The 24,873-nt window shown below is 67.7% G+C and carries 27 protein-coding genes; 26 read left to right on the top strand and 1 reads right to left on the bottom strand.

Going from position 1 to position 24,873, the window contains the following annotated elements:
* Complete coding sequence (gene glmU / locus GQE99_RS13390) at window positions 1-1,353, bottom strand: bifunctional UDP-N-acetylglucosamine diphosphorylase/glucosamine-1-phosphate N-acetyltransferase GlmU (RefSeq protein ID WP_161352134.1); 1,353 nt, start codon at window positions 1,351-1,353, stop codon at window positions 1-3.
* Between the two features lie 79 nt (window positions 1,354-1,432).
* On the opposite strand from glmU, the gene GQE99_RS13385 reads away from it, so the two are divergent.
* From GQE99_RS13385 to nuoI, 26 genes are all read left to right on the top strand, one after another.
* Window positions 1,433-2,098 carry an HAD-IA family hydrolase gene (locus GQE99_RS13385; protein WP_161352133.1) on the top strand — a complete coding sequence of 222 codons (666 nt, stop codon included), beginning with the start codon at window positions 1,433-1,435 and terminating at the stop codon, window positions 2,096-2,098.
* A 31-nt stretch (window positions 2,099-2,129) separates the two neighbouring features.
* On the top strand, window positions 2,130-3,323 hold the full coding sequence (locus GQE99_RS13380; RefSeq protein ID WP_161352132.1) for a DegT/DnrJ/EryC1/StrS family aminotransferase: 1,194 nt from the start codon (window positions 2,130-2,132) through the stop codon (window positions 3,321-3,323).
* A gap of 323 nt (window positions 3,324-3,646) precedes the next feature.
* A complete protein-coding gene (locus tag GQE99_RS13375; protein WP_161352131.1) occupies window positions 3,647-4,810 on the top strand; it encodes an isovaleryl-CoA dehydrogenase in 1,164 nt (387 codons plus the stop codon).
* Between the two features lie 48 nt (window positions 4,811-4,858).
* Complete coding sequence (locus tag GQE99_RS13370) at window positions 4,859-5,476, top strand: hypothetical protein (protein ID WP_161352130.1); 618 nt, start codon at window positions 4,859-4,861, stop codon at window positions 5,474-5,476.
* Window positions 5,477-5,489: 13 nt separating this feature from the next.
* On the top strand, window positions 5,490-7,094 hold the full coding sequence (locus GQE99_RS13365; RefSeq protein WP_161352129.1) for a carboxyl transferase domain-containing protein: 1,605 nt from the start codon (window positions 5,490-5,492) through the stop codon (window positions 7,092-7,094).
* A gap of 51 nt (window positions 7,095-7,145) precedes the next feature.
* Window positions 7,146-7,736: a thermonuclease family protein gene (locus GQE99_RS21865; RefSeq protein WP_161352128.1), complete on the top strand. Its 591-nt coding sequence runs from the start codon at window positions 7,146-7,148 to the stop codon at window positions 7,734-7,736.
* Window positions 7,733-8,230: an O-acetyl-ADP-ribose deacetylase gene (locus GQE99_RS13355; RefSeq protein WP_161352127.1), complete on the top strand. Its 498-nt coding sequence runs from the start codon at window positions 7,733-7,735 to the stop codon at window positions 8,228-8,230. Before GQE99_RS21865 ends, GQE99_RS13355 begins: the two co-directional genes overlap by 4 nt.
* Window positions 8,230-10,167: an acetyl/propionyl/methylcrotonyl-CoA carboxylase subunit alpha gene (locus tag GQE99_RS13350; protein ID WP_161352126.1), complete on the top strand. Its 1,938-nt coding sequence runs from the start codon at window positions 8,230-8,232 to the stop codon at window positions 10,165-10,167. The genes GQE99_RS13355 and GQE99_RS13350 overlap by 1 nt, the downstream gene beginning before the upstream one ends.
* On the top strand, window positions 10,164-10,823 hold the full coding sequence (locus GQE99_RS13345) for a glutathione S-transferase family protein (protein ID WP_161352125.1): 660 nt from the start codon (window positions 10,164-10,166) through the stop codon (window positions 10,821-10,823). The genes GQE99_RS13350 and GQE99_RS13345 overlap by 4 nt, the downstream gene beginning before the upstream one ends.
* Window positions 10,816-11,664 (top strand): hydroxymethylglutaryl-CoA lyase, encoded by an 849-nt coding sequence (locus GQE99_RS13340; RefSeq protein ID WP_161352124.1) that lies wholly within the window; start codon window positions 10,816-10,818, stop codon window positions 11,662-11,664. Before GQE99_RS13345 ends, GQE99_RS13340 begins: the two co-directional genes overlap by 8 nt.
* Window positions 11,665-11,791: 127 nt before the next feature.
* Window positions 11,792-12,577, top strand: coding sequence for a crotonase/enoyl-CoA hydratase family protein (locus GQE99_RS13335; RefSeq protein ID WP_161352123.1), 786 nt, complete (start codon window positions 11,792-11,794; stop codon window positions 12,575-12,577).
* Window positions 12,574-12,954 carry a hypothetical protein gene (locus GQE99_RS13330; RefSeq protein ID WP_161352122.1) on the top strand — a complete coding sequence of 127 codons (381 nt, stop codon included), beginning with the start codon at window positions 12,574-12,576 and terminating at the stop codon, window positions 12,952-12,954. The genes GQE99_RS13335 and GQE99_RS13330 overlap by 4 nt, the downstream gene beginning before the upstream one ends.
* A 257-nt stretch (window positions 12,955-13,211) precedes the next feature.
* Entirely contained in the window at window positions 13,212-13,577 is a 366-nt protein-coding gene (locus GQE99_RS13325) for an NADH-quinone oxidoreductase subunit A (protein WP_161352121.1), read from the top strand.
* Entirely contained in the window at window positions 13,577-14,101 is a 525-nt protein-coding gene (locus tag GQE99_RS13320) for a NuoB/complex I 20 kDa subunit family protein (RefSeq protein ID WP_008327896.1), read from the top strand. The genes GQE99_RS13325 and GQE99_RS13320 overlap by 1 nt, the downstream gene beginning before the upstream one ends.
* Before the next feature lie 5 nt (window positions 14,102-14,106).
* Window positions 14,107-14,721, top strand: coding sequence for an NADH-quinone oxidoreductase subunit C (locus tag GQE99_RS13315; protein WP_161352120.1), 615 nt, complete (start codon window positions 14,107-14,109; stop codon window positions 14,719-14,721).
* Between the two features lie 3 nt (window positions 14,722-14,724).
* Window positions 14,725-15,585 (top strand): sulfotransferase, encoded by an 861-nt coding sequence (locus tag GQE99_RS13310; RefSeq protein WP_161352119.1) that lies wholly within the window; start codon window positions 14,725-14,727, stop codon window positions 15,583-15,585.
* Entirely contained in the window at window positions 15,585-16,805 is a 1,221-nt protein-coding gene (locus tag GQE99_RS13305) for an NADH-quinone oxidoreductase subunit D (protein ID WP_202530830.1), read from the top strand. The genes GQE99_RS13310 and GQE99_RS13305 overlap by 1 nt, the downstream gene beginning before the upstream one ends.
* Window positions 16,805-17,965: an NADH-quinone oxidoreductase subunit E gene (locus tag GQE99_RS13300; RefSeq protein WP_161352118.1), complete on the top strand. Its 1,161-nt coding sequence runs from the start codon at window positions 16,805-16,807 to the stop codon at window positions 17,963-17,965. Before GQE99_RS13305 ends, GQE99_RS13300 begins: the two co-directional genes overlap by 1 nt.
* Before the next feature lie 130 nt (window positions 17,966-18,095).
* The gene (locus GQE99_RS13295) at window positions 18,096-18,860 is read left to right on the top strand and encodes a helix-hairpin-helix domain-containing protein (RefSeq protein WP_161352117.1); all 765 of its coding nucleotides are present in this window, start codon (window positions 18,096-18,098) and stop codon (window positions 18,858-18,860) included.
* A gap of 20 nt (window positions 18,861-18,880) precedes the next feature.
* Window positions 18,881-19,108 carry a DUF5337 domain-containing protein gene (locus GQE99_RS13290; protein WP_161352116.1) on the top strand — a complete coding sequence of 76 codons (228 nt, stop codon included), beginning with the start codon at window positions 18,881-18,883 and terminating at the stop codon, window positions 19,106-19,108.
* Between the two features lie 6 nt (window positions 19,109-19,114).
* Window positions 19,115-20,416, top strand: coding sequence for an NADH-quinone oxidoreductase subunit NuoF (nuoF, locus tag GQE99_RS13285; protein WP_161352115.1), 1,302 nt, complete (start codon window positions 19,115-19,117; stop codon window positions 20,414-20,416).
* A gap of 4 nt (window positions 20,417-20,420) precedes the next feature.
* Window positions 20,421-20,834: a hypothetical protein gene (locus GQE99_RS13280; protein WP_161352114.1), complete on the top strand. Its 414-nt coding sequence runs from the start codon at window positions 20,421-20,423 to the stop codon at window positions 20,832-20,834.
* 56 nt (window positions 20,835-20,890) lie between these two features.
* Window positions 20,891-22,909 (top strand): NADH-quinone oxidoreductase subunit NuoG, encoded by a 2,019-nt coding sequence (gene nuoG, locus GQE99_RS13275; protein WP_161352113.1) that lies wholly within the window; start codon window positions 20,891-20,893, stop codon window positions 22,907-22,909.
* Complete coding sequence (locus GQE99_RS13270; RefSeq protein ID WP_407943798.1) at window positions 22,909-23,328, top strand: hypothetical protein; 420 nt, start codon at window positions 22,909-22,911, stop codon at window positions 23,326-23,328. The genes nuoG and GQE99_RS13270 overlap by 1 nt, the downstream gene beginning before the upstream one ends.
* 12 nt (window positions 23,329-23,340) lie before the next feature.
* Window positions 23,341-24,378 (top strand): NADH-quinone oxidoreductase subunit NuoH, encoded by a 1,038-nt coding sequence (nuoH, locus tag GQE99_RS13265; protein WP_161352111.1) that lies wholly within the window; start codon window positions 23,341-23,343, stop codon window positions 24,376-24,378.
* Window positions 24,378-24,872, top strand: coding sequence for an NADH-quinone oxidoreductase subunit NuoI (gene nuoI / locus GQE99_RS13260; RefSeq protein WP_161352377.1), 495 nt, complete (start codon window positions 24,378-24,380; stop codon window positions 24,870-24,872). The genes nuoH and nuoI overlap by 1 nt, the downstream gene beginning before the upstream one ends.
* Window position 24,873 lies beyond the last annotated feature (1 nt).

Raw genomic sequence — 24,873 nt, 5'->3', positions numbered from 1 at the left:
TCAATGACCCTTCTTCTGCGCTTTCTTCGCGCGCAATTTCTCGAACAATTTCAATGCGAAGCCCGGCTTCACCTCCATACGCGCGCGGCCGACGCCCATCGCGCCCGGCTCGATGTCGCGGGTGACGACGGTGCCGGTGGCGGTCATCGCATCGTCGCCGACCTTCACCGGGGCCACGAGCATCGTGTCAGACCCGATGAAGGCGCGCGCCCCGATTTCGGTGCGATGCTTGAAGACGCCGTCGTAATTGCAGGTGACCGTGCCCGCGCCGATGTTGGCGGCCTCGCCGATGGTGGCGTCGCCGATATAGGTCAGGTGGTTCACCTTGGCGCCTTCGCCGACCTGCGCGTTCTTAATCTCGACGAAATTGCCCACCTTGGCGCGTTCGGCAAGTTCGGCGCCGGGGCGCAGGCGGGCATAGGGCCCAACGACCGCGCCGGTGCTGACGTGGCAGCCTTCGAGATGCGAAAACGCCCGGATGCGGGCGCCGGACTCCACCGTGACGTCGGGGCCGAAGACCACGTGCGGCTCGATCACGCTGTCGCGGCCGACCACGGTGTCGGCGGAGAAGAAGACGCTTTCGGGCGCAACCAGTGTCACACCGTTCTTCAGCGCCTCGTCACGCTTCCACGCCTGCAACTGCGCCTCGGCGGCGGCCAGGTCCGCGCGGGTGTTGATGCCCAGCGTCTCGGCCTCGTCGCAGGTCACGGCCTCGGCGCGCAGGCCGCGCGCGCGGGCCACCTCGACGATGTCCGTGAGGTAGTATTCGCCCGAGGCGTTCTCGTTCGTGAGCCCCGCGATCAGGTCGAAAAGCGTCTCGCAATCGGCGGCCACGACGCCGGAGTTGCACAGCGTGATCGCGCGCTCCTCTTCCGAGGCGTCCTTGTACTCGACGATCCGGCGCAGTTCCTTGCCTTCCATGACGAGGCGCCCGTAGCGCTTGGGATCGGCGGCTTCGAAGCCCAGGATGACCACGTCCGCGCCGCCCGCCCGGGCCTCGGCCATCCGGTCCAGCGTTTCGCGCCGGATGAACGGCGTGTCGCCGTAGAGCACGATGGCATCGCCCTCGAAGCCCGCCAGCGCGTCGCGGGTCTGGGCCACCGCGTGCCCGGTGCCCAGACGCTCGCCCTGGAGCACCACCTCGACGCGCGGGTCGTAGTCGTGCGCGACCGTTTCCACCTCGTCGGCGTTGTCGCCCGCGACCAGCACGATGCGCTCCGGATCGAACGCCGCCCCGGCCATCAGCGCATGGGCGAAAAGCGGCACCCCGCCCAGTTCGTGGAGGACTTTCGGACGGTCGGAATTCATCCGCGTTCCCTGGCCTGCGGCGAGGATGATGAGGGCGCTCGGCATGTTGTGCTCTTTTCTTGCCAATGACTTCGGTCTACCTCTCGGCGCGTAGCACGCAACGGGAAGGCGGGGAAGACCGGGCATGAGTATCAAAACGGTAATCTTCGACCTCGACGGCACCCTGGCCGACACGTCCAAGGACCTGATCGCGGCAGCCAACGCCTGCTTCGTCCGGCTGGGCCACGGCGCGGTGCTGGACCCAGTGGCGGACGCGGCCACGGCCTTTCGCGGCGGCCGGGCGATGCTGTCGCTGGGGTGCGACCGGCTGGGTCTCGGACCCGAGGCGGTGGACCGCGAATACCCCTACCTGCTCGAATGCTACGGGGCCAACATAGACCGGCACACGGTGATGTATCCCGGCGCGGTCGAAGCCATCGGTCGGCTGCGCGCGGCGGGCTACGGCGTGGGGATCTGCACGAACAAGCCCGCGGCCCTCGCCGAAACGCTGATGACGCGGCTCGGGGTGCGCGATCTCTTCGCCTCGCTCATCGGGGCCGACACGCTGCCGGTGCGAAAGCCGGACCCCGCGCCCTACGTCGCGGCGGTCGAGCGGGCGGGCGGCGAGGTCGCGCGCTCTCTTCTCGTGGGCGACACGATCACCGACCGCGACACCGCCCGGGCGGCCGGCGTGCCGTCGCTTCTCATCACCTTCGGTCCGGACGGTCGCAAGGTCGCGGATCTTTCGCCCGAAGGGCTCCTCGACCGCTACGACGACCTCGACGCGGCGGTGGCACGCCTCATCGGTTGACGGTCGGTCGACCCCGGCGCAATGTCGCGCCATGAGCGAGATCTTCGAAGGCAATTTCACCCAGCAGGAGCCGATCCCGGAAGAGGCGATCGAGGCCGCCGTCGCGGTCATGCGCACGGGCCGGCTGCACCGCTACAACACCGCGCCGGGCGAGGAGAGCGAGGTTTCCCTGCTCGAACGAGAATTCGCGGACTGGTCGGGGGCGCGCTACTGCCTCGCGGTCGCCTCGGGCGGCTACGCGCTCGCCACGGCGCTGCGCGCGGTGGGGGTGAAGCCGGGCGACCGGGTGCTGACCAACGCCTTCACGCTGGCCCCGGTACCGGGCGCCATCGCGGGCGTCGGTGCCGTGCCGGTCTTCGTGGGCGTGACGGAAAGCCTCGTGATCGACCTGGAGGATCTCGCGGCGAAGGCGGACCAGGCCGACGTGCTCATGCTCAGCCACATGCGCGGGCACCTCGCCGACATGGACGCGCTCATGGCGCTGGCCGAGGCGCACGGGCTCACGGTGATCGAGGATTGCGCCCACACGATGGGCGCGCGCTGGAACGGCGTGCTTTCAGGACGGTCGGGGCACGTGGGCTGCTACTCGACCCAGACCTACAAGCACATGAACTCGGGCGAGGGCGGTCTCATCGTCACCGACGACGCGGACGTGGCGGCGCGCGCGGTGATGCTTTCGGGCAGCTACATGCTCTATGGCCGCCACCTCGCGGCGCCGGGCCCGGAGGTCTTCGAGCGGGTGAAATACGACACGCCCAACGTCTCGGGCCGGATGGACAACCTGCGCGCGGCGATCCTGCGCCCGCAGCTGAAGGACCTCGACCGGCAATGCGCCCGCTGGAACGAACGCTACCGGGTCGTCGAGACGGGGTTGCGCGATACGCCGGGGCTCACCATCGTGGAGCGGCCGGCGGCCGAGGACTACGTCATGTCGTCGTTCCAGTTCCTGCTTCTCGACTGGTCCGCAGACGCCGTCACCGAGGTGGTGCGCCGTTGCGGCACCAAGGGGGTCGAACTCAAGTGGTTCGGCGCGCCGGAGCCCACGGGCTTCACCTCGCGCTACGACAGCTGGCGCTACGCTCCGTCGACGCCGATGCCTGCCTCCGACCGCGTGCTGCGCGCCATCCTCGACCTGCGCCTGCCGCTGACCTTCACGCTCGACGATTGCGCCCAGGTCGCGCGCATCATCCGGGCCGAAGTCTCCGCCGTCCACCAGGCCGGCTGACGCCGGCAGGGGGCTGTCCGCCCCCTCGCGCTGCGCGCTCACCCCCGAGGATATTTTCCGTCCGAAGAAGGGGGGATCCACCCCCGGGTCGCCCCGGGGGCTTCTCCGGACGCGGTCATCGGCTTCCCAGCCTGTACCGCCGCTCAACCATGCCGCATTAACCTTAACAGTCCGTTACCTCCTTCTTCGGACCGGAAATATCCCGGGGAGTACGAGGGGCAGCGCCCCTCGCACGGGTCGGCGTCCGGCGCGCGTGACCGCTTGACCCGACTCGGCATGCGTGCCTAGAAATGAACAAGTGTTCAATAAAGGGAGGGGCGCCCATGTTCATGGCGTCGATGAATTTCGACCTGGGCGAGGACGTGGCCCAGCTTCGCGACATGGTGCACCGGTTCGCGCAGGACCGGATCAAGCCGCAGGCGGCCGAGATCGACCAGTCCAACGACTTTCCCGCCGGGCTCTGGAAGGAGCTGGGGGAGCTGGGGCTCCTGGGCATCACGGTGGCCGAGGAATACGGCGGCGCCGGGATGGGCTATCTCGCCCACACGGTGGCGGTGGAAGAGGTCGCGCGCGCCTCGGCCAGCGTGTCCCTGTCCTACGGGGCGCATTCCAATCTCTGCGTGAACCAGATCAACCTCAACGGCACGCCGGAGCAGAAGGCCAGGTACCTGCCGCGCCTCATCTCGGGCGAACACGTGGGCGCGCTCGCGATGTCGGAGACCGGGGCGGGGTCCGACGTGGTCTCGATGCAGCTGCGCGCCGAGAAACGGAACGGGTACTTCACGCTGAACGGCTCGAAGTTCTGGATCACCAACGGGCCGGACGCCGACACGCTCGTGGTCTATGCCAAGACCGACCCGGAGGCCGGCTCAAAGGGGATCACCGCCTTCCTCGTCGAGAAGGAGATGAAGGGGTTCTCGACCAGCCCGCATTTCGACAAGCTCGGCATGCGCGGGTCGAACACGGCGCAGCTCTTCTTCGAGGATGTCGAGGTGCCGTTCGAGAACGTGCTGGGCGAAGAGGGGCAGGGGGCGAAGGTGCTCATGTCCGGGCTCGATTACGAGCGCGTGGTGCTTTCGGGCATCGGGACCGGCATCATGGCGGCCTGCCTGGACGAGGTGATGCCCTACATGGTCGAGCGCAAGCAGTTCGGCCAGTCGATCGGGGACTTCCAGCTCATGCAGGGCAAGATCGCCGACATGTACACGAAGATGAACTCGGCGCGCGCCTACGTCTACGAAGTCGCCAAGGCCTGCGACCGGGGCGAGGTCACGCGCCAGGACGCGGCGGCCTGCGTGCTGTACGCGTCCGAGGAGGCGATGACGGTCGCCCACCAGGCGGTGCAGGCGATGGGCGGCATGGGCTTCATGAACGAAACCCCGGTGAGCCGCATCTTCCGCGATGCCAAGCTGATGGAGATCGGGGCGGGCACGTCCGAGATCCGGCGCATGCTCGTGGGACGCGAATTGATGGCGCGGATGCGGTAGGCTCGGACCGGGTGGCACGGGAAGGATCCGGCGATGCGACAGGCGGCAATGCTCCGACGTTTTCTCGCGCCCCGGCGCGGGGCGGTGACGGTGCTCGCCTTGGTGCCGGCGCTGGGCGCGGGCGCTGCGTTGGCGCAGGACACGGCCTTGCCGGACTTCCAGACCTGCATGGACATCGAGCTCGCCCATTTCGAGCAGCGCCTTTCGATGCACGCGGAGGTCCCGCTCGAGGATGTCGCGGGCGGGCTGTGGCAGGTGACCGATACCTATTATTGCGGCACGGTGGGCATCGTGCGCTGCGATCGGAGCGACCGGCGCGTGGCCTGCCAGGAAGAGCTCGAGGCCGAACAGGACGATATGGCAGAGGCCGTTCGTGCGGGTCTGCCCGACCCGGACAGCATGGGTGCGCAGGACGAGGGTTGGGCCAGGCGGCTCTACAGGCAGGCGCATGCGCTTGCGCTGGGGTCGTCGGCGGGGCCGGATTGTGCCGGCAACGACGAATTGATGGAGGCGTGGTGCGCCGCGCGCGAGGCCAACACCCGGCTGCGCAGCGCGATCCTCGCCTGGCAGGTGGGGCGCTATCTCGGGATCACCGAGAGCGCGGTCGATGCGGGCTGGGCCAATCCGCCGCCGCCGGTGCGCCCGTGGCCGCGACCGGAGCAGTGAGGAGACAGGTGGAATGAAACTGCAATCGCAGGTGATGACCGGCTCGGAGGGGTTCCAGGCCAACCGCGCCGCGCATCTCGAGATGCTGGACGTGGTCGCGCAGGCCGCCGAGGCGGCCGCGGCGGGCGGCGGGGAAAAGGCGCGGGAGCGCCACCTGTCGCGGGGCAAGATGCTGCCGCGCGACCGGGTGGCGGGGCTGCTCGACCCCGGCTCGCCGTTCCTCGAGATCGGGGCGACCGCCGCGCACGGGCTCTACGACGGTGCGGCCCCGGCCGCGGGCGTGATCGCGGGCGTGGGACAGGTGAACGGGCAGGAGGTCATGGTGGTGGCCAACGATGCCACCGTGAAGGGCGGCACCTACTACCCCATGAGCGTCAAGAAGCACCTGCGGGCTCAGGAAATCGCGATGGAGTGCAACCTGCCGTGCATCTACCTCGTCGACAGCGGGGGCGCGAACCTGCCGAACCAGGACGAGGTCTTCCCGGATCGCGACCATTTTGGACGCATCTTCTACAACCAGGCGAACATGAGCGCCAAGGGCATCCCGCAGATCGCCGTGGTGATGGGGTCCTGCACCGCCGGGGGCGCCTATGTGCCCGCGATGTCGGACGTGACGATCATCGTGCGCGACCAGGGGACGATCTTCCTGGCCGGTCCGCCGCTCGTGAAGGCGGCGACAGGCGAGGTGGTGAGCGCCGAGGACCTGGGCGGGGGCGACGTGCACACGCGTCTTTCGGGCGTGGCCGATTACCTGGCCGAGGATGACGCGCATGCGCTGGCGTTGGCGCGCCGGGCTGTGGAAAGCCTGAACCGGTCGCGGCCCGGCACCGTGCAATGGCAGACGCCGGAAGAGCCTGCCTACGACCCCGAGGAGATCCTGGGCGTCGTGCCGGGAGACCTGCGCACGCCCTACGACATCCGCGAGGTGATCGCGCGCGTCGTGGACGGGTCGCGCTTCGACGAGTTCAAGCCGCGCTTCGGCGAGACGCTGGTCACCGGCTTCGCGCATCTGAAGGGCTGCCCGGTGGGGATCATCGCCAACAACGGCGTGCTGTTCTCCGAGGCTGCCCAGAAGGGCGCGCATTTCGTGGAGCTGTGCAGCCAGCGGCGTATCCCGCTGATTTTCCTGCAGAACATCACCGGCTTCATGGTTGGCCGGAAGTACGAGAACGAGGGCATCGCGCGTCACGGGGCCAAGATGGTCACGGCGGTCGCGACCACGAGCGTGCCCAAGGTCACGATGCTCGTGGGCGGCTCGTTCGGGGCGGGGAACTACGGGATGGCCGGTCGCGCCTACCAGCCGCGCTTCCTGTGGACCTGGCCCAACAGCCGGATCTCCGTCATGGGGGGTGAGCAGGCGGCAGGCGTGCTGGCCACCGTCAAGCGCGACGCGATCGAGCGGTCGGGGGAGAGCTGGTCGGCCGAGGACGAGGCGGAGTTCAAGCGCCCCACGATCGAGATGTTCGAACGCCAGAGCCATCCGCTTTATGCCTCCGCCCGGCTCTGGGACGACGGCATCGTCGACCCGCGCAAGACGCGCGACGTGCTCTACCTGTCGCTGCGGGCCGCCCTGAACGCCCCGATCGAGGAGACGCGCTTCGGCGTGTTCCGGATGTGATGGGGGCCGGGATGGCAGGCGCTGAACCGGAGGTTGAGAGGGAGCGGCTCCGTGGTCACGGAGAGGGAGAAACGCAGGCTACAGCGGCGATGGCGCCGCATCGTGGCGGCGAATGCGCGCGCCAAGGTGAAGCGTGCGCACAAGGCCCGGCGACGCACGGCCCGGCGTCGGACATGGCGGCGGATCGCGGACCCGCGCTTCTACCTCAAAGCCGTGATCGTGCTGGCCTTCGCGGGGCTTGTCGTCCTTCCGTTTCTCGCCGACAGCACGCTTGCGGTGATGCGGCCGATGGCTCTGCGGGGCAACGATCAATGTCGTGTGCTGCGGTATGTCGATGGGGACACGGTCACGATGCGCTGCACGGGAATAGGGGTGTTCCGGGCGCGGCTTCTCGGGTTCGACACGCCGGAGAAGAAATCCCGCTGCGTTGCGGAGGCGCGGGACGCGGTGACGGCCACTTGGCTGTTGCGCAAGAGTATATGGGAGGCTGAGGAGATGCAGGTGCAACTCAAGGGGACCGACCGCTACGGGCGGCGACTGGTGCGCATGTTCCTCGATGGTCGTGACGTGGCGGACATCATGATCGCAACAGGGTACGCGCGCCGTTATGGCGGCGGTCGACGCGGGAGCTGGTGCACATGAGCGTCGAAATCATCACCGCCGACATCACCACGCTCGACGTGGACGCCATCGTCAATGCAGCGAACGAGTCGCTGTTGGGCGGTGGGGGCGTGGACGGGGCCATTCACCGGGCCGCCGGGCCGGGGCTTCTCGAGGAATGCCGCGAGATCGGCGGCTGTCCGACGGGCGAGGCGCGGATCACCGGGGGACACGGCCTGCCCGCGCGGCACGTGATCCACACGGTGGGACCGGTCTGGCATGGCGGCGACAAGGGGGAGCCGGAGCTTCTTGCCTCCTGCTACCGCGAAAGCCTGCGGCTCGCGCAGGAGGCGGGCTGCGAAAGCATCGCGTTCCCGGCGATCTCCACGGGCGTCTACGGCTACCCGGCTGACCAGGCGGCCGAGATCGCGGTCCGTGAGACGAGCGCCTGGCAGGGACAGCCCGGCCGCATCATCCTGTGCTGCTTTTCCGACGCCAGCGCGGACGCGCACCGGCGTGCGATGGGAGGAAACTGATGTTCGACAAGATCCTGATCGCGAACCGGGGCGAGATCGCCTGCCGGGTGATCGACACCTGCCGGCGCCTGGGCGTGGCGACCGTGGCCGTGTTCTCGGACGCCGACCGGGGCGCGCGGCACGTGGACATGGCCGACGAGGCGGTCCACATCGGCGGGCCGCAGCCGGCCGACAGCTACCTGCGCGGGGACGTGATCATCGAGGCCGCGAAGGCGCGCGGCGCGCAGGCGATCCACCCGGGTTACGGCTTCTTGTCGGAAAACCCGGGCTTCGTCGAAGCCGTGGAGGCCGCCGGGCTCACCTTCATCGGGCCGTCGGCCAAGGCGATCCGGGCGATGGGGCTCAAGGACGCCGCCAAGAAGCTCATGGAAGAGGCCGGTGTGCCGGTCGTGCCCGGCTATCACGGCACGGACCAGTCCGACGACCTGCTGGCGGGCGAGGCCGACCGGATAGGCTACCCGGTCCTGATCAAGGCCGTCGCGGGTGGTGGCGGCAAGGGGATGCGGCTCGTGGAGCGCAAGGCGGATTTCGCCGACGCGCTCGCCTCGGCAAGGTCCGAGGCGAAGACCGCCTTCGGCAACCCCGACGTGCTGATCGAGAAGTTCGTGACCTCCCCCCGCCACATCGAGGTGCAGGTCTTCGGCGATGGGACGGAAGCCGTGCACCTTTACGAACGCGACTGCTCGCTCCAGCGTCGCCACCAGAAGGTGATCGAGGAAGCCCCCGCGCCGGGCATGACGCAGGAGATGCGCGCGGCGATGGGCGAGGCGGCCGTGCGTGCGGCCGAGGCGATCGGGTATTCCGGGGCCGGGACGGTGGAATTCATCGTCGACGGCTCGGACGGGCTCCGGCCCGACGGGTTCTGGTTCATGGAGATGAACACGCGCCTGCAGGTCGAACATCCGGTGACCGAAGAGGTGACCGGCATCGACCTGGTCGAATGGCAACTGCGCGTTGCGGCGGGCGAGGGGCTTCTCATGGGACAGTCCGAGATCCCGCTGAAGGGTCACGCCTTCGAGGCGCGCCTTTATGCAGAGGACGTGCCGGCGGGCTTCCTGCCCGCGACCGGACGGCTCGCGCACCTCGCGTTCCCGCAAGGCTGCCGGGCCGAAACCGGCGTGCGCACTGGCGACGAGATCAGCCCCTATTACGACCCGATGATCGCCAAGATCGTGACCCGCGGCGCGACCCGTGACATCGCGCTGGGCCTGATGCGCAAGGCGCTGCGCGAGACGCAAGTGGCGGGCACCGTGACGAACCTCGGCTTCCTGTCGGCGCTCTGCGTGCATTCGGGCTTCGCCGCCGGCAATGTCGATACCGGGCTGATAGACCGTGACCTCGCCACGCTGGCCGACACGCCGGACCCGGCGCCCGCCGACATCGCGCTCGCCGCGCTGGCGGGGGCCGGTCTGCTGGGCGCACCCGCGCCCGCGACCGGGTTCACGCTCTGGACGCCGCTTCGGCGGCGGATCCTTGTGGAATGGGACGGCGACGTGCTGGAGCCCGTGATCGAACTCGCCGGGCCCGACCGCGCGCATGTGAGCCTGGGCGACCGGGTGGTGACGGCCACGCGCGCCGCCGACGGCTGGCGGCTCGATGGCCGCCGCGCGCCCGAGGTGGCCGTCACCGGCGACCGCGTGACCGTCTTCTCCGGCGCGGGCTTCGGGTTCCGCGTGCCCGATCCGCTGGCCATCCTCTCGCCGGACGCCGCCGGGGGCGATGTCGTCGAGGCGCCGATGCCCGGTCTCGTGCGCGCGGTCTTCGTCGCGCCGGGCGACGCGGTTGAAGCGGGCCAGAAACTCGCCATCATGGAGGCCATGAAGATGGAACACACCCTGACCGCCCCGCGCGACGGCGTGGTGGCCGAGGTCCTGGCAGACGAGGGCGCGCAGGTCGAGGCCGGTGCCGCGCTCATCGCGCTCGAGGAAGAGGCATGATCCGCCTGCATGCCGTTCCCGGCTCGCGTTCGTTCCGCGTCCACTGGCTGCTGGCCGAAATGGGGCTGGAGCCGGAGATCGAGAACTACCGGATCGCCGACGGATCGCTCGACACCGACAGCTACCGCGACATGAACCCGGCCGGCCGCGTTCCCGCGCTTGAGATCGACGGTCGCACGCTGATCGAAAGCGGCGCGATCATCGAGTACCTGTGCGAAACGCGCCCCGAACACGGGCTCGCGCCGCTGCCCGGCGACGTGGAGCGCGCGGAGTTCCTGGTCTGGGTGCATTATTCCGAAACGGTGGCGACCTGCATCCAGAACCTCAATCTCCAACAGGTGTTCCTGCCGGACGCCGCGATGCGTTCGCCCACCGTGATCGGGATCGAAACGCGCAGGCTCGCACGGTCGCTCAAGCCCCTGGAGCGGCATCTTGGCGGGCAGGATTTCCTGCTGGCGAGCGGTTTCTCGGCCGCCGACATCATGTTCGGCTTCGGAGTCGAGGCGGCGTTCCACTACGTCCACGCCGCGAAGTTCCCCGCGCTCAGTGCCTATTCCGAGCGGCTCGCGCAGCGCCCGGCCTACCAGACGGCGCTGGCAGCGCAGGGGCCCGATACGATATACAGGAAGGACTTCTACGAGGTGCCCGATGGATGAGGTCGAGCTTGTCGAAATGGGCCCGCGCGACGGGCTCCAGAACGAAAAGCGGCTGATCCCGGCCGAAGAGAAGATCGCGCTGGTCGACGCCCTGTCGCAGGCCGGGTTCCGGCGTATCGAGGTCGCCTCGTTCGTCAGCCCCAAGTGGGTGCCGCAGATGGCCGACGGGGCCGAGGTGCTCGCGGGCATCAAGCGCGCCGAAGGCGTGTCCTACATGGCGCTCACGCCGAACCTGAAGGGGTTCGAGCGGGCGATGGCGGCGGGCGCGGACGAGGTCGCGATCTTCGCCAGCGCCAGCGAAGGCTTCAGCCAGGCCAACATCAACTGCTCGATCGCCGAGAGCCTTGAACGGTTCGTGCCCGTGATGGAGGCCGCGCGCGCCGCGAAGGTGAAGGTGCGCGGCTACGTCTCCTGCGTCACCGATTGCCCCTACGACGGTGACGTGCCGCCCGCCAAGGCAGCACAGGTCGCGCAGGAACTGATGGCGATGGGCTGCTACGAGGTGTCGCTGGGCGACACGATCGGGGCCGCGACGCCCGAGAAGATCCGCGACATGCTGCTCGCCGTGCTCGACCATGTGCCGGCCGAACAGCTCGCGGGCCATTACCACGACACCGGCGGGCGGGCGCTCGAGAACATCGAGATGTCGCTGGAGCTCGGGGTGCGGGTCTTCGACGCCTCGGTCGGGGGGCTCGGCGGCTGCCCCTATGCGCCGGGGGCCGCGGGCAACGTGGCCACCGAGGACGTGCACGACCGGCTGGTTGCGCTGGGGCTGGCGACCGGGCTTGATCGCGCCGCGCTCGAGGCGGCGGCAGAGATCGCGCGCGGGATGCGGGGGTGAGCGTTTCCGGACGCCGGAAACGCGGGTTCAGGTCCCGATCCGCGGACCCGCGGTTCGAAGACCCCGAAGCCCGCGTCGGACTTCGATGCGAAATGCGCGCCGCATTTCGCCTGCAGAAGAGGTGAGGATGTACGAGACGATTTCCATCGAGACCGACACGCGTGGCGTGGCGACGCTGACGCTCGACCGGGCCGAAAAGCACAATTCCCTGTCGGCCACGATGATCCGCGAACTGACCGAGGCGGCCGGGGTGCTGGGCGAAGACGACGACGTGCGTGTCGTGGTGCTGACCGGGGCGGGCAAGAGCTTCTGCGCCGGCGGTGACCTGGGCTGGATGCAGGACCAGATGGCCGCGGACCCGGACACGCGCTTCGTCGAGGCGCGCAAGCTGGCCGAAATGCTCAAGGCGCTCAACGAGATGCCCAAGCCGCTGATCGGCCGGGTGCAGGGGCAGGCCTTCGGCGGCGGCATCGGCATGTGCTGCGTCTGCGACGTGGCGATCGCGGTGGATCGCGCGAAGTTCGGGCTGACCGAAACGCGCCTCGGCCTCATCCCTGCCACCATCGGCCCCTACGTGCTGGCCCGGATCGGCGAGGCGATGGCGCGCCGGGTCTTCATGAACGCGCGTATCTTCGGCGCGGCCGAGGCGCAGCGGCTCGGGATCGTGGCCCACGCGGTGCCGGAGGACGCGCTCGACGCGGCCGTCGAGGAAGAGGTGGTGCCGTACCTGTCCTGCGCGCCGGGCGCGGTCGCAGCGGCCAAGGCGCTCGCGCGGCGGTTGGGACCGCCGATCACCGATGACGTGATCGACGACACGATCGGGGCGCTGGTCACCTGCTGGGAAGGCGACGAGGCGAAAGAGGGCATCGGCGCCTTCTTCGACAAGCGCAAGCCGGGCTGGGCCGCCCGATGAGCCTCGTGACGCTCGCCGGGGCCGTCTTCTGCCTGCTGGCCCTCGTTGTGGAACTCTTCCAGATGGCGCTGGCACTCGGCGCGCCCTTGGGGCACCTCGCGATGGGCGGCCGCTGGACCGGCCGTCTGCCGGTCGCGCTGCGCGCGGGCGCGGTGATCCAGGGCGGCGTGATGGTGGCGATGGCGCGGGTCGCGGCGGGGGCGTCCGGGCTTCTCGTGCCGGTCGGCCCCGGTTGGCTGATCTGGGTCGCCGTGGCGGTCATGGGCCTGTCGACCCTGATGAACAACATCACGCCTTCGCGACCCGAGCGGCGGCTCTGGGGGCCGGTCACGGTGATCATGTTCCTGGCCCTGATCCTGGTCGCGGTGCGCGCCTGAGTCGGGCCTGCGCGCACCTGCAGCATCGACGCGCGATTTTTTGACCCAAACCCCGTCGGGCAGGCGCCGCCCGCCACCCCCCGACGGCTTCGTAAACAATCGTATACCAACGGTTTCGGGCCTTCCCGGGAGGCCCCGGAACCCTTTGTTCAACTTGTTCAAAACAGGGGTAGGCTTGGTTGACCCTCGGGGGCGTTGGGGGTAGACCCCGATTTGAGCCAAACTGTCGCGGGTCTGCGCCCGACAAAGGAGCCAACGTGGAAGACCTTCTTCGTGAATACCTCCCCATCGTCATTTTCCTTGCCGTCGCCGTCGGGCTGGGCCTTGTCCTGGTTCTCGCCGCCGCCGTCCTCGCCGTCCGCAACCCGGACCCCGAGAAGGTGTCGGCCTACGAATGCGGGTTCAACGCGTTCGACGACGCTCGGATGAAGTTCGATGTGAGGTTCTATCTCGTCTCGATCCTGTTCATCATCTTCGACCTGGAAATCGCCTTCCTGTTCCCCTGGGCCGTAGCCTTCAAGGACGTGGGCATGATCGGTTTCTGGTCCATGATGGTGTTCCTCGCCGTACTGACCATCGGGTTTGCCTATGAATGGAAGAAGGGAGCTCTGGAATGGGAGTGATGACCGGCGCCAACACCGCTGGCGGTGACCGCGAGGTCGCGACGCGCCAGCTGTCGGACGAGCTTCAGGACAAGGGGTTCCTGCTGACGACGACCGACGACATCATCAACTGGGCGCGCACCGGGTCGCTGCACTGGATGACCTTCGGCCTGGCCTGCTGCGCCGTCGAGATGATGCAGTCCTCGATGCCGCGCTACGACCTGGAGCGCTACGGGACCGCGCCGCGCGCCTCCCCGCGCCAGTCGGACCTGATGATCGTCGCGGGCACCCTGACCAACAAGATGGCCCCCGCGCTGCGCAAGGTCTACGACCAGATGCCGGAGCCGCGTTATGTGATCTCGATGGGGTCCTGCGCCAACGGCGGCGGCTACTACCATTATTCCTACTCGGTGGTGCGCGGCTGCGACCGCGTGGTGCCGGTGGATGTCTACGTGCCGGGCTGCCCTCCGTCCGCGGAGGCGCTCGTCTACGGCATCCTTCAGCTTCAGCGCAAAATCCGCCGTACCGGCACCATCGTGAGGTAACCGACATGGCTGACGAGACCCTCAAAGAGCTTGGTGCGCTCATCGAGGCCAAGCAGAGCGACGTCGTCGTGGGGTGGGAGGTCGCCTTCGGCGAGCTCAACGTCACCGTGCGGCCCGAGGCGCTGCCGGCCTTCGTGGAGTTCCTGAAGACGGACCGGGGCTGCCGGTTCTCGACGCTCGTGGACGTCACGGCGGTGGATTACCCGGAGCGTGAAGAGCGCTTCGACGTGGTCTACCACTTCCTGTCGATGTACCAGAACCACCGCATCCGCGTGAAAGCGGCGGTCGACGAGGGCGACATGGTCCCCTCGATCGTCGCCGTCTACCCGGCCGCGAACTGGTTCGAGCGCGAGATCTTCGACATGTTCGGGATCATCTTCAAAGGCCACCCGGACCTGCGCCGCATTCTCACCGACTACGGTTTCCGCGGTCATCCGCTGCGCAAGGACTTCCCGACCACCGGTTTCACCGAGGTGCGCTACGACGAGGTCGAGAAGCGCGTGGTCTACGAACCCGTGAGCCTCGTGCAGGAATACCGCCAGTTCGACTTCATGAGCCCGTGGGAAGGGGCCGAGTACCTGCTGCCCGGCGACGAGAAAGCGGACGGAGGCAAGGCCTGATCGATGGCGACCCAGACGCTCATATACTGCGTGGGCGCGGCCAAGGCCGGCACCAGCTGGCTGTTCGATTACCTCTACGGCCATCCTCAGACCTATTTCCCGACGGTCAAGGAGCTGAACTACTGGAACTCGGTCGCGATGGGGAAGGGCGGGTTCTACCGTGGCACCCTCGAGGACCGGAAGGGCGAAATCGCCGCGCGTCACGCGACGACGACGGACGAGGACCTGCGCGCCTACCAGCTTCAGAACATGGCCGACATCGAGGAGTGGCTGGTCACATTCGACGGCAAGACGCGTGACGACAAGGCCTACCTGGGCTTCATCGGCGCGGGGCTCGAGGATGCGCGGCTTGTGGGTGATTTCACCCCGGGCTACGCGCTTCTGCCGCCGGAGTGGTTCGCCGAGATGGCGCGCGTGCACGAGAACGTGCGTTTCCTCTATCTCCTGCGCGAGCCGGTCGACCGGATCTGGTCGCAGTTCCGCATGAACGCGGGCGGCGACGGCGCGGCGGCGGCCTGCATGGCGGACGGGTTCCTGGACGGCGGCGAGCGCGACGTGGCGCGCCGTTCGAACTACCGCCGCACGCTCACGCGCCTGGCCGAGGCGGTCCCCGAGGATCGCCTGCACGTGGAATTCTACGAGCGTCTCTTCACCGAGGATGCGCTCGGCGGGATCTGCGACTTTCTCGGGATCGACATGATCCCGGCCGCCTTCGACAAGCCGGTGCATCGGTCCCCCGAGGCCCCGCTCGACGCGGCGCGGCGCGCGCGGCTGCAGGATGCCCTGCGCCCGCAATACAATTTCATCGAACGCACCATGGGCACCCTGCCCGTGGAGTGGACCCAGCGAATGGTGACGGCATGATGGACGGCTCCAAGGGATTTCAGGACGCCGAGACCGGCGAACAGCAGATCCGCAACTTCAACATCAACTTCGGGCCCCAGCACCCGGCGGCGCACGGCGTGTTGCGCTTGGTGCTCGAGCTCGACGGCGAGATCGTGGAACGCTGCGATCCGCACATCGGGCTGCTTCACCGCGGCACCGAGAAGCTGATGGAAAGCCGCACCTACCTGCAGAACCTGCCGTATTTCGACCGGCTCGACTACGTCGGCACGATGAACCAGGAACACGCCTGGTGTCTCGTGATCGAGAAGCTCTGCAAGGTCGAGGTGCCGCGCCGGGCGCAGCTGATCCGCGTGCTCTACTGCGAGATCGGGCGCATCCTGAACCACCTTCTGAACGTCACCACGCAGGCGATGGACGTGGGCGCGCTCACCCCGCCGCTGTGGGGCTTCGAAGAGCGTGAAAAGCTGATGATCTTCTACGAGCGGGCCTGTGGCGCGCGCCTGCACGCGGCCTACTTCCGCCCGGGCGGGGTGCACCAGGACCTGCCGCCGCAACTGCTCGACGATATCGAGACGTGGTGCGGCGAGTTCCCGGCCGTGCTCGACGACATCGACGGGCTTCTGACGGAGAACCGGGTGTTCAAGCAGCGCAACGTCGACATCGGCGTCGTGACCGAGGAAGAGATCCTCGAATGGGGCTATTCCGGCGTCATGGTGCGCGGCTCGGGCCTTGCCTGGGACCTGCGCCGTGCGCAGCCCTACGAGTGCTACGACGAATTCGACTTCCAGATCCCCGTGGGCAAGAACGGCGACTGCTACGACCGGTACCTCGTCCGGATGGCCGAGATGCGCGAAAGCGTGAAGATCATGCTCCAGGCGATCGAGAAACTGCGCGCCCCGGATGCCCAGGGCGACGTGATGGCGCGCGGCAAGCTGTCGCCGCCGAAGCGCGGTGACATGAAGACGTCGATGGAAGCGCTCATCCACCACTTCAAGCTCTACACCGAGGGCTTCCACGTCCCGGAAGGCGAGGCTTATGCCGCCGTCGAGGCGCCCAAGGGCGAATTCGGCGTCTACCTCGTCTCGGACGGGACCAACAAACCCTACCGCGCCAAGCTGCGCGCGCCGGGCTACCTTCATCTTCAGTCGATGGACCACGTGGCGAGCGGGCACCAGCTGGCCGACGTCGCCGCGATCATCGGCACAATGGATATCGTTTTCGGAGAGGTCGACCGTTAATGCTGCGCCGTCTGCACCACGAACAACCCGACAGCTTCGCCTTCACGCCTGAGAACCAGGCCTGGGCGGAAGCGCAGATGACCAAGTACCCCGAGGGCCGGCAGGCCTCGGCGATCATTCCGCTGCTGTGGCGGGCGCAGGAACAGGAAGGCTGGCTGACCAAGCCCGCGATCGAAGGCGTGGCCGACATGCTCGGCATGGATTACATCCGCGCGCTCGAGGTGGCGACGTTCTACTTCATGTTCCAGCTGCAACCGGTTGGTTCCGTTGCGCATTTCCAGATCTGCGGCACCACGTCCTGCATGATCATGGGGGCCGAGGACCTGATCGCGATCGCCAAGGAAAAGATCGCGCCGAACCCGCACGAACTGTCGGCGGACGGCAAGTTTTCCTGGGAAGAGGTCGAATGCCTGGGCGCCTGTGCGAACGCGCCGATGGCGCAGATCGGCAAGGATTACTACGAGGACCTCACGACCGAGAGCTTCGGCGACCTGATCGACCGCATGGCCAAGGGCGAGACCCCGCTGCCGGGCCCGCAGAACGGCCGTTACACTTCCGAGCCGTCGGGCGGGCTCACGAGCCTGAAGGACTACGAGGCGGACAAGCCCGAGCACAACGCTTCGGTCGCGCTGGCCGCCGAACTGGGCGACACGCTCAAGCGCATCGACGGCTCCGAGGTGGACCTGACTGCGCCTTGGCTCGGCAAGGAGCAGGGGCGCAAGATCGGCGTCAAGGCGCGCAAGAAGGTCACGAAGCCCGGCGACGCCGAGGCGGCGCTGTCCGACAAGAACGAGACGGGCAAGCCGCGCGCCAAGGCGGACGCGGCGCCGGCCAAGACGAACCACGCCGGCGCGGCCTCCAAGCCCGGCGGATCCTCGAACGGATCGGCCCCGGCGGGCGAGGGCACCAAGCCCGAGACGCTGGATGCGCCCAAGTCGGGCGGTGCGGACGACCTGAAGAAGATCAAGGGCGTCGGCCCCAAGCTCGAGAAGATGCTGAACGGCATGGGCTTTTTCCACTTCGACCAGATCGCGGGCTGGACCGCGGACGAGGTCGCGTGGGTCGACCAGAACCTCGAAGGGTTCAAGGGACGCGTGAGCCGCGACAACTGGGTCGAACAGGCCCGGTCGCTGGCCGAAGGCAACGACAAGAAGAACTGAAGAAGGAAGGCGGCGTCCACGGGCGTCGAAGACGGCATGAGGTTGGCAATGGGATACGCAGAACCGCGCGCGGCATCAGACCGCGGTCCCGTTGTCTCGGGTAAACCCCGCAACAACAGGGAGTCGGGATATGGCGAATAACGACAGCGGCCTGTTTTCGTGCCGCAACACCTGCTGGATCGTCGGGGGCCTCGTCGGCCTCGTGGTGCTCCTCCTCATCAACAGCCCGTGGATCTGGGCCATCATCGCGGGCATCGTGGTCGCGGTGGCCGTGGCGCTGATCCTGCAACGGATGTTCTGCTCGGACGTGCCGGCAAGCGCCGGGTCGACGGTGGGCACGGGCGCCGCGCCGGCGCCTGCGGCCAAGACCGACACCTCGGAGCCCGCCGCGGCGGCTGCAAGCTCGGCCGGCACCGGCGACATGGACGCGGCGGCGGCGAAACCCGCCCCGGCGACCGAGGCCAGCGCCGAGGCGCAGGAGGCCGAACCGTCGCCGGACCCGTTCATCACGCCGTCCAAGGACCTGCCGGGCCAGCGCGAGCTCGAGTCCAAGAAGGGCGAATGGAAATACGAAGGCGGCGACGCCGAGGCCACCAAGTCGGCCAAGCCCGCGGCGAAGGCCGCCCCGGCCGCCGGCGGCGCGGACGACCTCAAGATGATCAAGGGCGTGGGGCCCGGGATCGAGAAGAAGCTCAACGATGCGGGCATCACGACCTTCGCGCAGATCGCGGCGTGGAGCGTTGCCGACATCGAGAAGATGGACGACATGCTCAGCTTCCGGGGCCGGATCAAGCGCGACGACTGGGTGACCCAGGCCAAGTCGCTGGCGTCCGGCGAGGAAACCGAGTTCTCGAAGAAAGCCTCGTCCTCGGGGCGCTACGACGAAAAGAAGTAACGTAAGGCCGAAGGGACGAGATGAGCGCCGAACAGGACAGGCTTGCCAGGGCACGGCAGGGGCGGCTCGCCGCCATCGTGATCGCCGTGTCGGGCCTGGGCTTCATCGGGCTCACCTGGCTGGGTGAGGAATTGGGGTGGCCCAACCGCATCCTCGGTCTCATCGGGCTCGCCGCGATGGCGGGTTTCGCATTCGGATTGATCGTGGCCATCCGGCTCTGGCTGGGTGGACGCAACAGCGAAGGATAAACAGGCATGCTGAAGGATCAGGATCGGATCTTCACGAACCTCTACGGGATGCACGACCGCACCCTTGCCGGCGCCAAGAAGCGCGGGCACTGGGACGGGACGGCCGGCATCATCGAGAAGGGCCGTGACTGGATCGTGGACCAGATGAAGGCCTCCGGGCTCCGGGGCCGGGGCGGCGCGGGCTTTCCGACCGGCCTCAAGTGGTCGTTCATGCCCAAGGAATCGGACGGGCGCCCGGCCTACCTTGTGGTGAACGCGGACGAATCCGAGCCGGGCACCTGCAAGGACCGCGAGATCATGCGCCACGATCCGCACACGCTGATCGAGGGCTGCCTGATCGCGTCCTTCGCGATGAACGCGCATGCCTGCTACATCTACATCCGTGGCGAATACATCCGCGAGCGCGAGGCGCTGCAGGCGGCGATCGACGAGGCGTATGACGCGGGCCTGCTGGGCAAGAACGCGGCCGGGTCGGGCTGGGATTTCGATCTCTACCTGCACCACGGCGCCGGCGCCTACATCTGTGGCGAGGAAACCGCGCTGCTCGAAAGCCTCGAGGGCAAGAAGGGCATGCCGCGCATGAAGCCGCCGTTCCCGGCGGGCGCGGGCCTTTACGGTTGCCCCACCACGGTGAACAACGTGGAGTCGATCGCGGTGGTGCCGACCATCCTGCGCCGCGGGCCGGAATGGTTCGCGGGCTTCGGGCGCGCCAACAACGCGGGCACCAAGCTCTTCGCCGTGTCGGGCCACGTGAACCAGCCCTGCGTCGTCGAGGAAGCGATGTCGATCTCGTTCGAGGAACTGATCGACAAGCATTGCGGCGGCATCCGGGGCGGCTGGGACAACCTGCTCGCGGTGATCCCGGGCGGCTCTTCCGTGCCTTGCGTGCGCGGCGACAACATGCGCGACGCGATCATGGATTTCGACTACCTGCGCGGCGAGCTGGGCTCGGGCCTGGGGACCGCGGCGGTGATCGTGATGGACAAGTCGACCGACATCGTGAAGGCGATCTGGCGGCTGTCGAAGTTCTACAAGCACGAAAGCTGCGGCCAGTGCACGCCGTGCCGTGAAGGCACCGGCTGGATGATGCGGGTCATGGACCGGCTTGTGCGCGGCGAGGCGGAGCTCGAGGAAATCGACATGCTGTTCGACGTGACCAAGCAGGTCGAGGGCCACACGATCTGTGCGCTCGGCGATGCCGCGGCCTGGCCGATCCAGGGCCTGATCAAGAACTTCCGCGGGGAGATCGAGGATCGCATCAAGGCGCAGAAGACCGGCCGGATCTCGGCGGCCGTGGCGGCCGAGTGACCCGGTGATCCGCCTGTCGCATATCCTTTTCGTCGGCGCGGCACTCGCGCTGTCGGGTTGCGCGGTGATCGACCGCGTGAGCGCGCGGACGACGCCCGAGCGTCCGGCCGACGCGGTCGGTGCGGCGGCGCAGGACAGCGACGTGATGAGCGCGGGCGGGGTCGACTACGTGGTGGAATACCGGGCCAACGGGCTCTGGCGCGATGCCAGCGGCACCGCCGGCCCCGAAGTGGGCGCACCGCAGATCACGGTCGCCCGGGCGGACGGCACGATGCTGGTCGCGGACGACATTCTGGCGGCGCGCGGCGTCGCCAAGGCCTATTGCGCGGAGAACCCGCAATTCCGCCGCGACACGATCTACGGCGACGGGGTCGTGATCGAGGACGGGAAGGTGATCTTCTCGGAGATCTGCGACTAGGGCCTGATTGGGAATTCGAAGACAGCCGGGGTTCCGGCAGGATGAGTGAGAGACGCATGAGCGATCTGAAGAAAATCGTCATCGACGGAAACGAGATCGAGGTGGACGGGGCGATGACCCTGATCCAGGCCTGTGAGCAGGCGGGGATCGAGGTGCCGCGCTTCTGCTACCATGAACGGCTGTCGATCGCGGGCAACTGCCGGATGTGCCTGGTCGAGGTCGTGGGCGGCCCGCCCAAGCCCGCCGCCTCCTGCGCAATGCAGGTCAAGGACCTGCGCCCGGGACCCGAGGGGGAACCGCCGGTCGTCAAGACCAACAGCCCGATGGTCAAGAAGGCCCGCGAAGGGGTGATGGAGTTCCTGCTCATCAACCACCCGCTGGACTGCCCGATCTGCGACCAGGGCGGCGAATGCGACCTTCAGGACCAGGCGATGGCCTATGGCGTGGATTTCAGCCGCTACCGCGAACCCAAGCGGGCGACCGAGGATCTGGACCTCGGACCGCTGGTGTCGACGCAGATGACGCGCTGCATCTCCTGCACCCGCTGCGTACGCTTCACGACGGAAGTCGCGGGCATTCACCAGATGGGCCAGACCGGTCGCGGCGAGGATGCGGAGATCACCAGCTACCTCAACCAGACGCTGGATTCGAACCTTCAGGGCAATATCATCGACCTGTGCCCGGTGGGCGCGCTGACGTCGAAGCCCTATGCCTACCAGGCGCGTCCGTGGGAGCTGACCAAGACCGAGACCATCGACGTGATGGACGCGCTCGGCTCCAACGTCCGGGTGGATTCCAAGGGCCGCGAAGTGATGCGCATCCTGCCGCGCAACCATGACGGCGTGAACGAGGAATGGATTTCCGACAAGACGCGCTTCGTGTGGGACGGCCTGCGCCGCCAGCGGCTCGACCGCCCCTACGTGCGCCGGGACGGGAAGCTCAAGCCCGCCACCTGGCCCGAGGCGCTCTCGGCCGCGGCCGAGGCGATGAAGGGCAAGAAGGTCACGGGTCTCATCGGCGATCTCGTTTCGACGGAAGTGGCCTTCAGCCTCAAGCAGCTGATCGAGGGGCAGGGCGGCACGGTCGAATGCCGCGTGGACGGCGCGAAGCTGCCCGCGGGCAACCGGTCGGCCTATGTCGGCAACGCCGCGATCGAAGAGATCGACAGCGCCGAGTACATCATGCTCATCGGTACCAACCCGCGTGACGAGGCACCGGTCCTGAACGCGCGCATCCGCAAGGCGTGGCTCAAGGGCGCCGAGGTGGGCGCCATCGGCGTGTCGGGCGACCTGACCTACGAATACAGCTCGATGGGCGACGACCGCGCCGCGCTGCTCAAGCTCGCCGATTACGACTTCGGCGACGTGACGGGCAAGAACTCGATCATCATCGTGGGCCAGGGCGCGCTGAACGAAGCCGACGGCGAAGCCGTGCTGAGCCAGGCGATGAAGGCGGCCGAACGCTCCAACAGCAAGCTCCTGGTGCTGCACACCGCCGCGGGCCGCGTGGGCGCGATGGACGTGGACGCCACGACCGACGGCGGCATGAAAGCCGCGACCGAAGGGGCCGAGGTGATCTTCAACCTGGGCGCCGACGAGGTCGACATCGAAGCCGGCCCGACCGTGATCTACATGGGCAGCCACGGCGACCGCGGCGCGCACCGCGCCGACATCATCCTGCCGGGTGCGGCCTATACCGAGGAATCGGGCCTGTTCGTGAACACCGAGGGCCGCCCGCAGCTTGCACTGCGCGCCTCGTTCCCGCCGGGCGAAGGAAAAGAGAACTGGGCGATCCTTCGGGCGCTGTCGGCCGAGATGGACGCGACGCAGCCCTGGGACACGCAAGCCGGCCTGCGCCGCGCGATGGTCGAGGCCGTGCCGCACCTGGCCCAGGTCGACACGGTGCCGGAGAACGAATGGCAGCCGCTCGAGGTGAAAGCGCCGGGCAAGGCCACGTTCAAGCTGGCGATCGCCGACCACTACCTCACCAACCCGATCGCCCGCGCCTCGGAAGTCATGGCCGAGCTGTCGGCGATGGCCAAGGCGCGCCGCGAGACGCCGGTGGCGGCCGAGTGATCGCCCGCGTGGCATATCTGGGCGCGGCGGTGGCCGCGCTCGCGGCCTGCAGCCAGGACGCCGAGGTGAGCCGGGCGGTGGCCAGCGCCGAGCGCGCGACCACGCCCTATGCGCCCGAATACCTCGGCATCGGCACGCGGCTTCTGGACGGTGATCTCGTCGCTTTCGACGTGGAGATGACCGGCGCGCGCGGCAATGCCGACGTTGCGCGCTATGCGGAATGCGCCGCGGCGCGCTATGCGCTGATCCGCGGCTACGGATTTGCCCGCCACGTGCGAACGGCGGTGGATAAACGCGGCGAAGTGTGGGAAGGGGACGCCACTTACGTGATCTCCGACGCGCTCCCCGACGGATTGGCCACGATCGACGCGGAAGTCGTCGTCGCGGCCTGCGAGGAAAACGGAATACCGACGATCTGAGGCAAGACGCTGATGTATGAATTCTTCACGACGACCAACCTTGGGATCGCGCTGACCATCGTGGGGCAGGTGCTCCTTGTCGTGGTCCCGCTGCTGGTCGCACTGGCCTTCCTGCTCTACTACGACCGCAAGGTCTGGGCGGCCGTGCAGCTGCGCCGCGGCCCGAACGTGGTGGGCGCTTTCGGCCTGCTTCAGTCCTTCGCGGACTTCCTGAAATACGTGCTCAAGGAGATCGTGGTACCGGCAGGGGCGGACAAGTTCGTCTTCTTCCTGGCCCCGATGCTGAGCTTCGTGCTCGCCATGATCGCCTGGTCGGTGATCCCGTTCAACGACCGCTGGGTGCTGGCCGACGTGAACGTCGCGATCCTCTTCGTCTTCGCGGTCTCTTCGCTCGAGGTCTACGGCGTCATCATGGGCGGCTGGGCGTCGAACTCGAAATACCCGTTCCTGGGCTCGCTCCGGTCCGCTGCGCAGATGATCTCCTACGAGGTGTCGATCGGCCTGATCATCATCGGCGTGATCATCTCCACGGGGTCGATGAACTTCGGCGACATCGTGCGCGCGCAGGACGGGGCCGGGATCTTCAGCTGGTACTGGCTGCCGCACTTCCCGATGGTGTTCCTGTTCCTGATCTCGGCGATGGCCGAGACGAACCGCCCGCCCTTCGACCTTCCGGAAGCGGAATCGGAGCTCGTCGCGGGCTACCAGGTGGAATATTCCTCGACGCCCTTCCTGCTCTTCATGATCGGCGAATACGTGGCGATCGTGCTGATGTGCGCGCTGGTGTCGCTGCTCTTCTTCGGCGGCTGGCTGTCCCCGATCGAGGGCATCCCGGACGGCGCGCTGTGGTTCGTCGGCAAGATGTTCTTCTTCTTCACCATCTTCGCGCTGGTGAAGGCCATCACCCCCCGCTACCGCTATGACCAGCTCATGCGTATCGGCTGGAAAGTGTTCCTGCCGCTGTCGCTGATCTGGGTCGTGCTGGTGGCGTTCTTTGCTCAATACGGCGCGTTCTGGGGCACCTACGCGCGCTGGACCGTCGGAGGTTAATCATGGCACTCGACTACACCCGCGCGGCGAAATACTTCCTGCTCACCGACTGGATCAAAGGCTTCCAGCTGGGCATCAAGTACTTCTTCAAACCGAAGGCGACGCTGAACTACCCGCACGAAAAGGGGCCGCTGTCGCCCCGCTTCCGTGGCGAGCACGCGCTGCGCCGCTACCCCAACGGGGAAGAGCGTTGCATCGCCTGCAAGCTGTGCGAGGCGATCTGCCCGGCGCAGGCCATCACCATCGACGCGGAACCGCGTGACGACGGCTCGCGCCGCACCACGCGCTACGACATCGACATGACGAAGTGCATCTACTGCGGCTTCTGCCAGGAAGCCTGTCCGGTGGATGCGATCGTCGAGGGTCCGAATTTCGAATTCGCGACCGAGACCCGGGAAGAGCTGTTCTACGACAAGCAGAAGCTCCTGGAGAACGGCGACCGGTGGGAAGCCGAGATCGCCCGCAACCTCGAGCTGGACGCTCCGTACCGGTAAG

Origin of the sequence: Maritimibacter harenae, assembly GCF_009882975.1 — a bacterium.
In the GTDB taxonomy this organism is placed as follows: domain Bacteria; phylum Pseudomonadota; class Alphaproteobacteria; order Rhodobacterales; family Rhodobacteraceae; genus Maritimibacter; species Maritimibacter harenae.
This window is presented reverse-complemented; position numbering and strand designations above follow the sequence as displayed.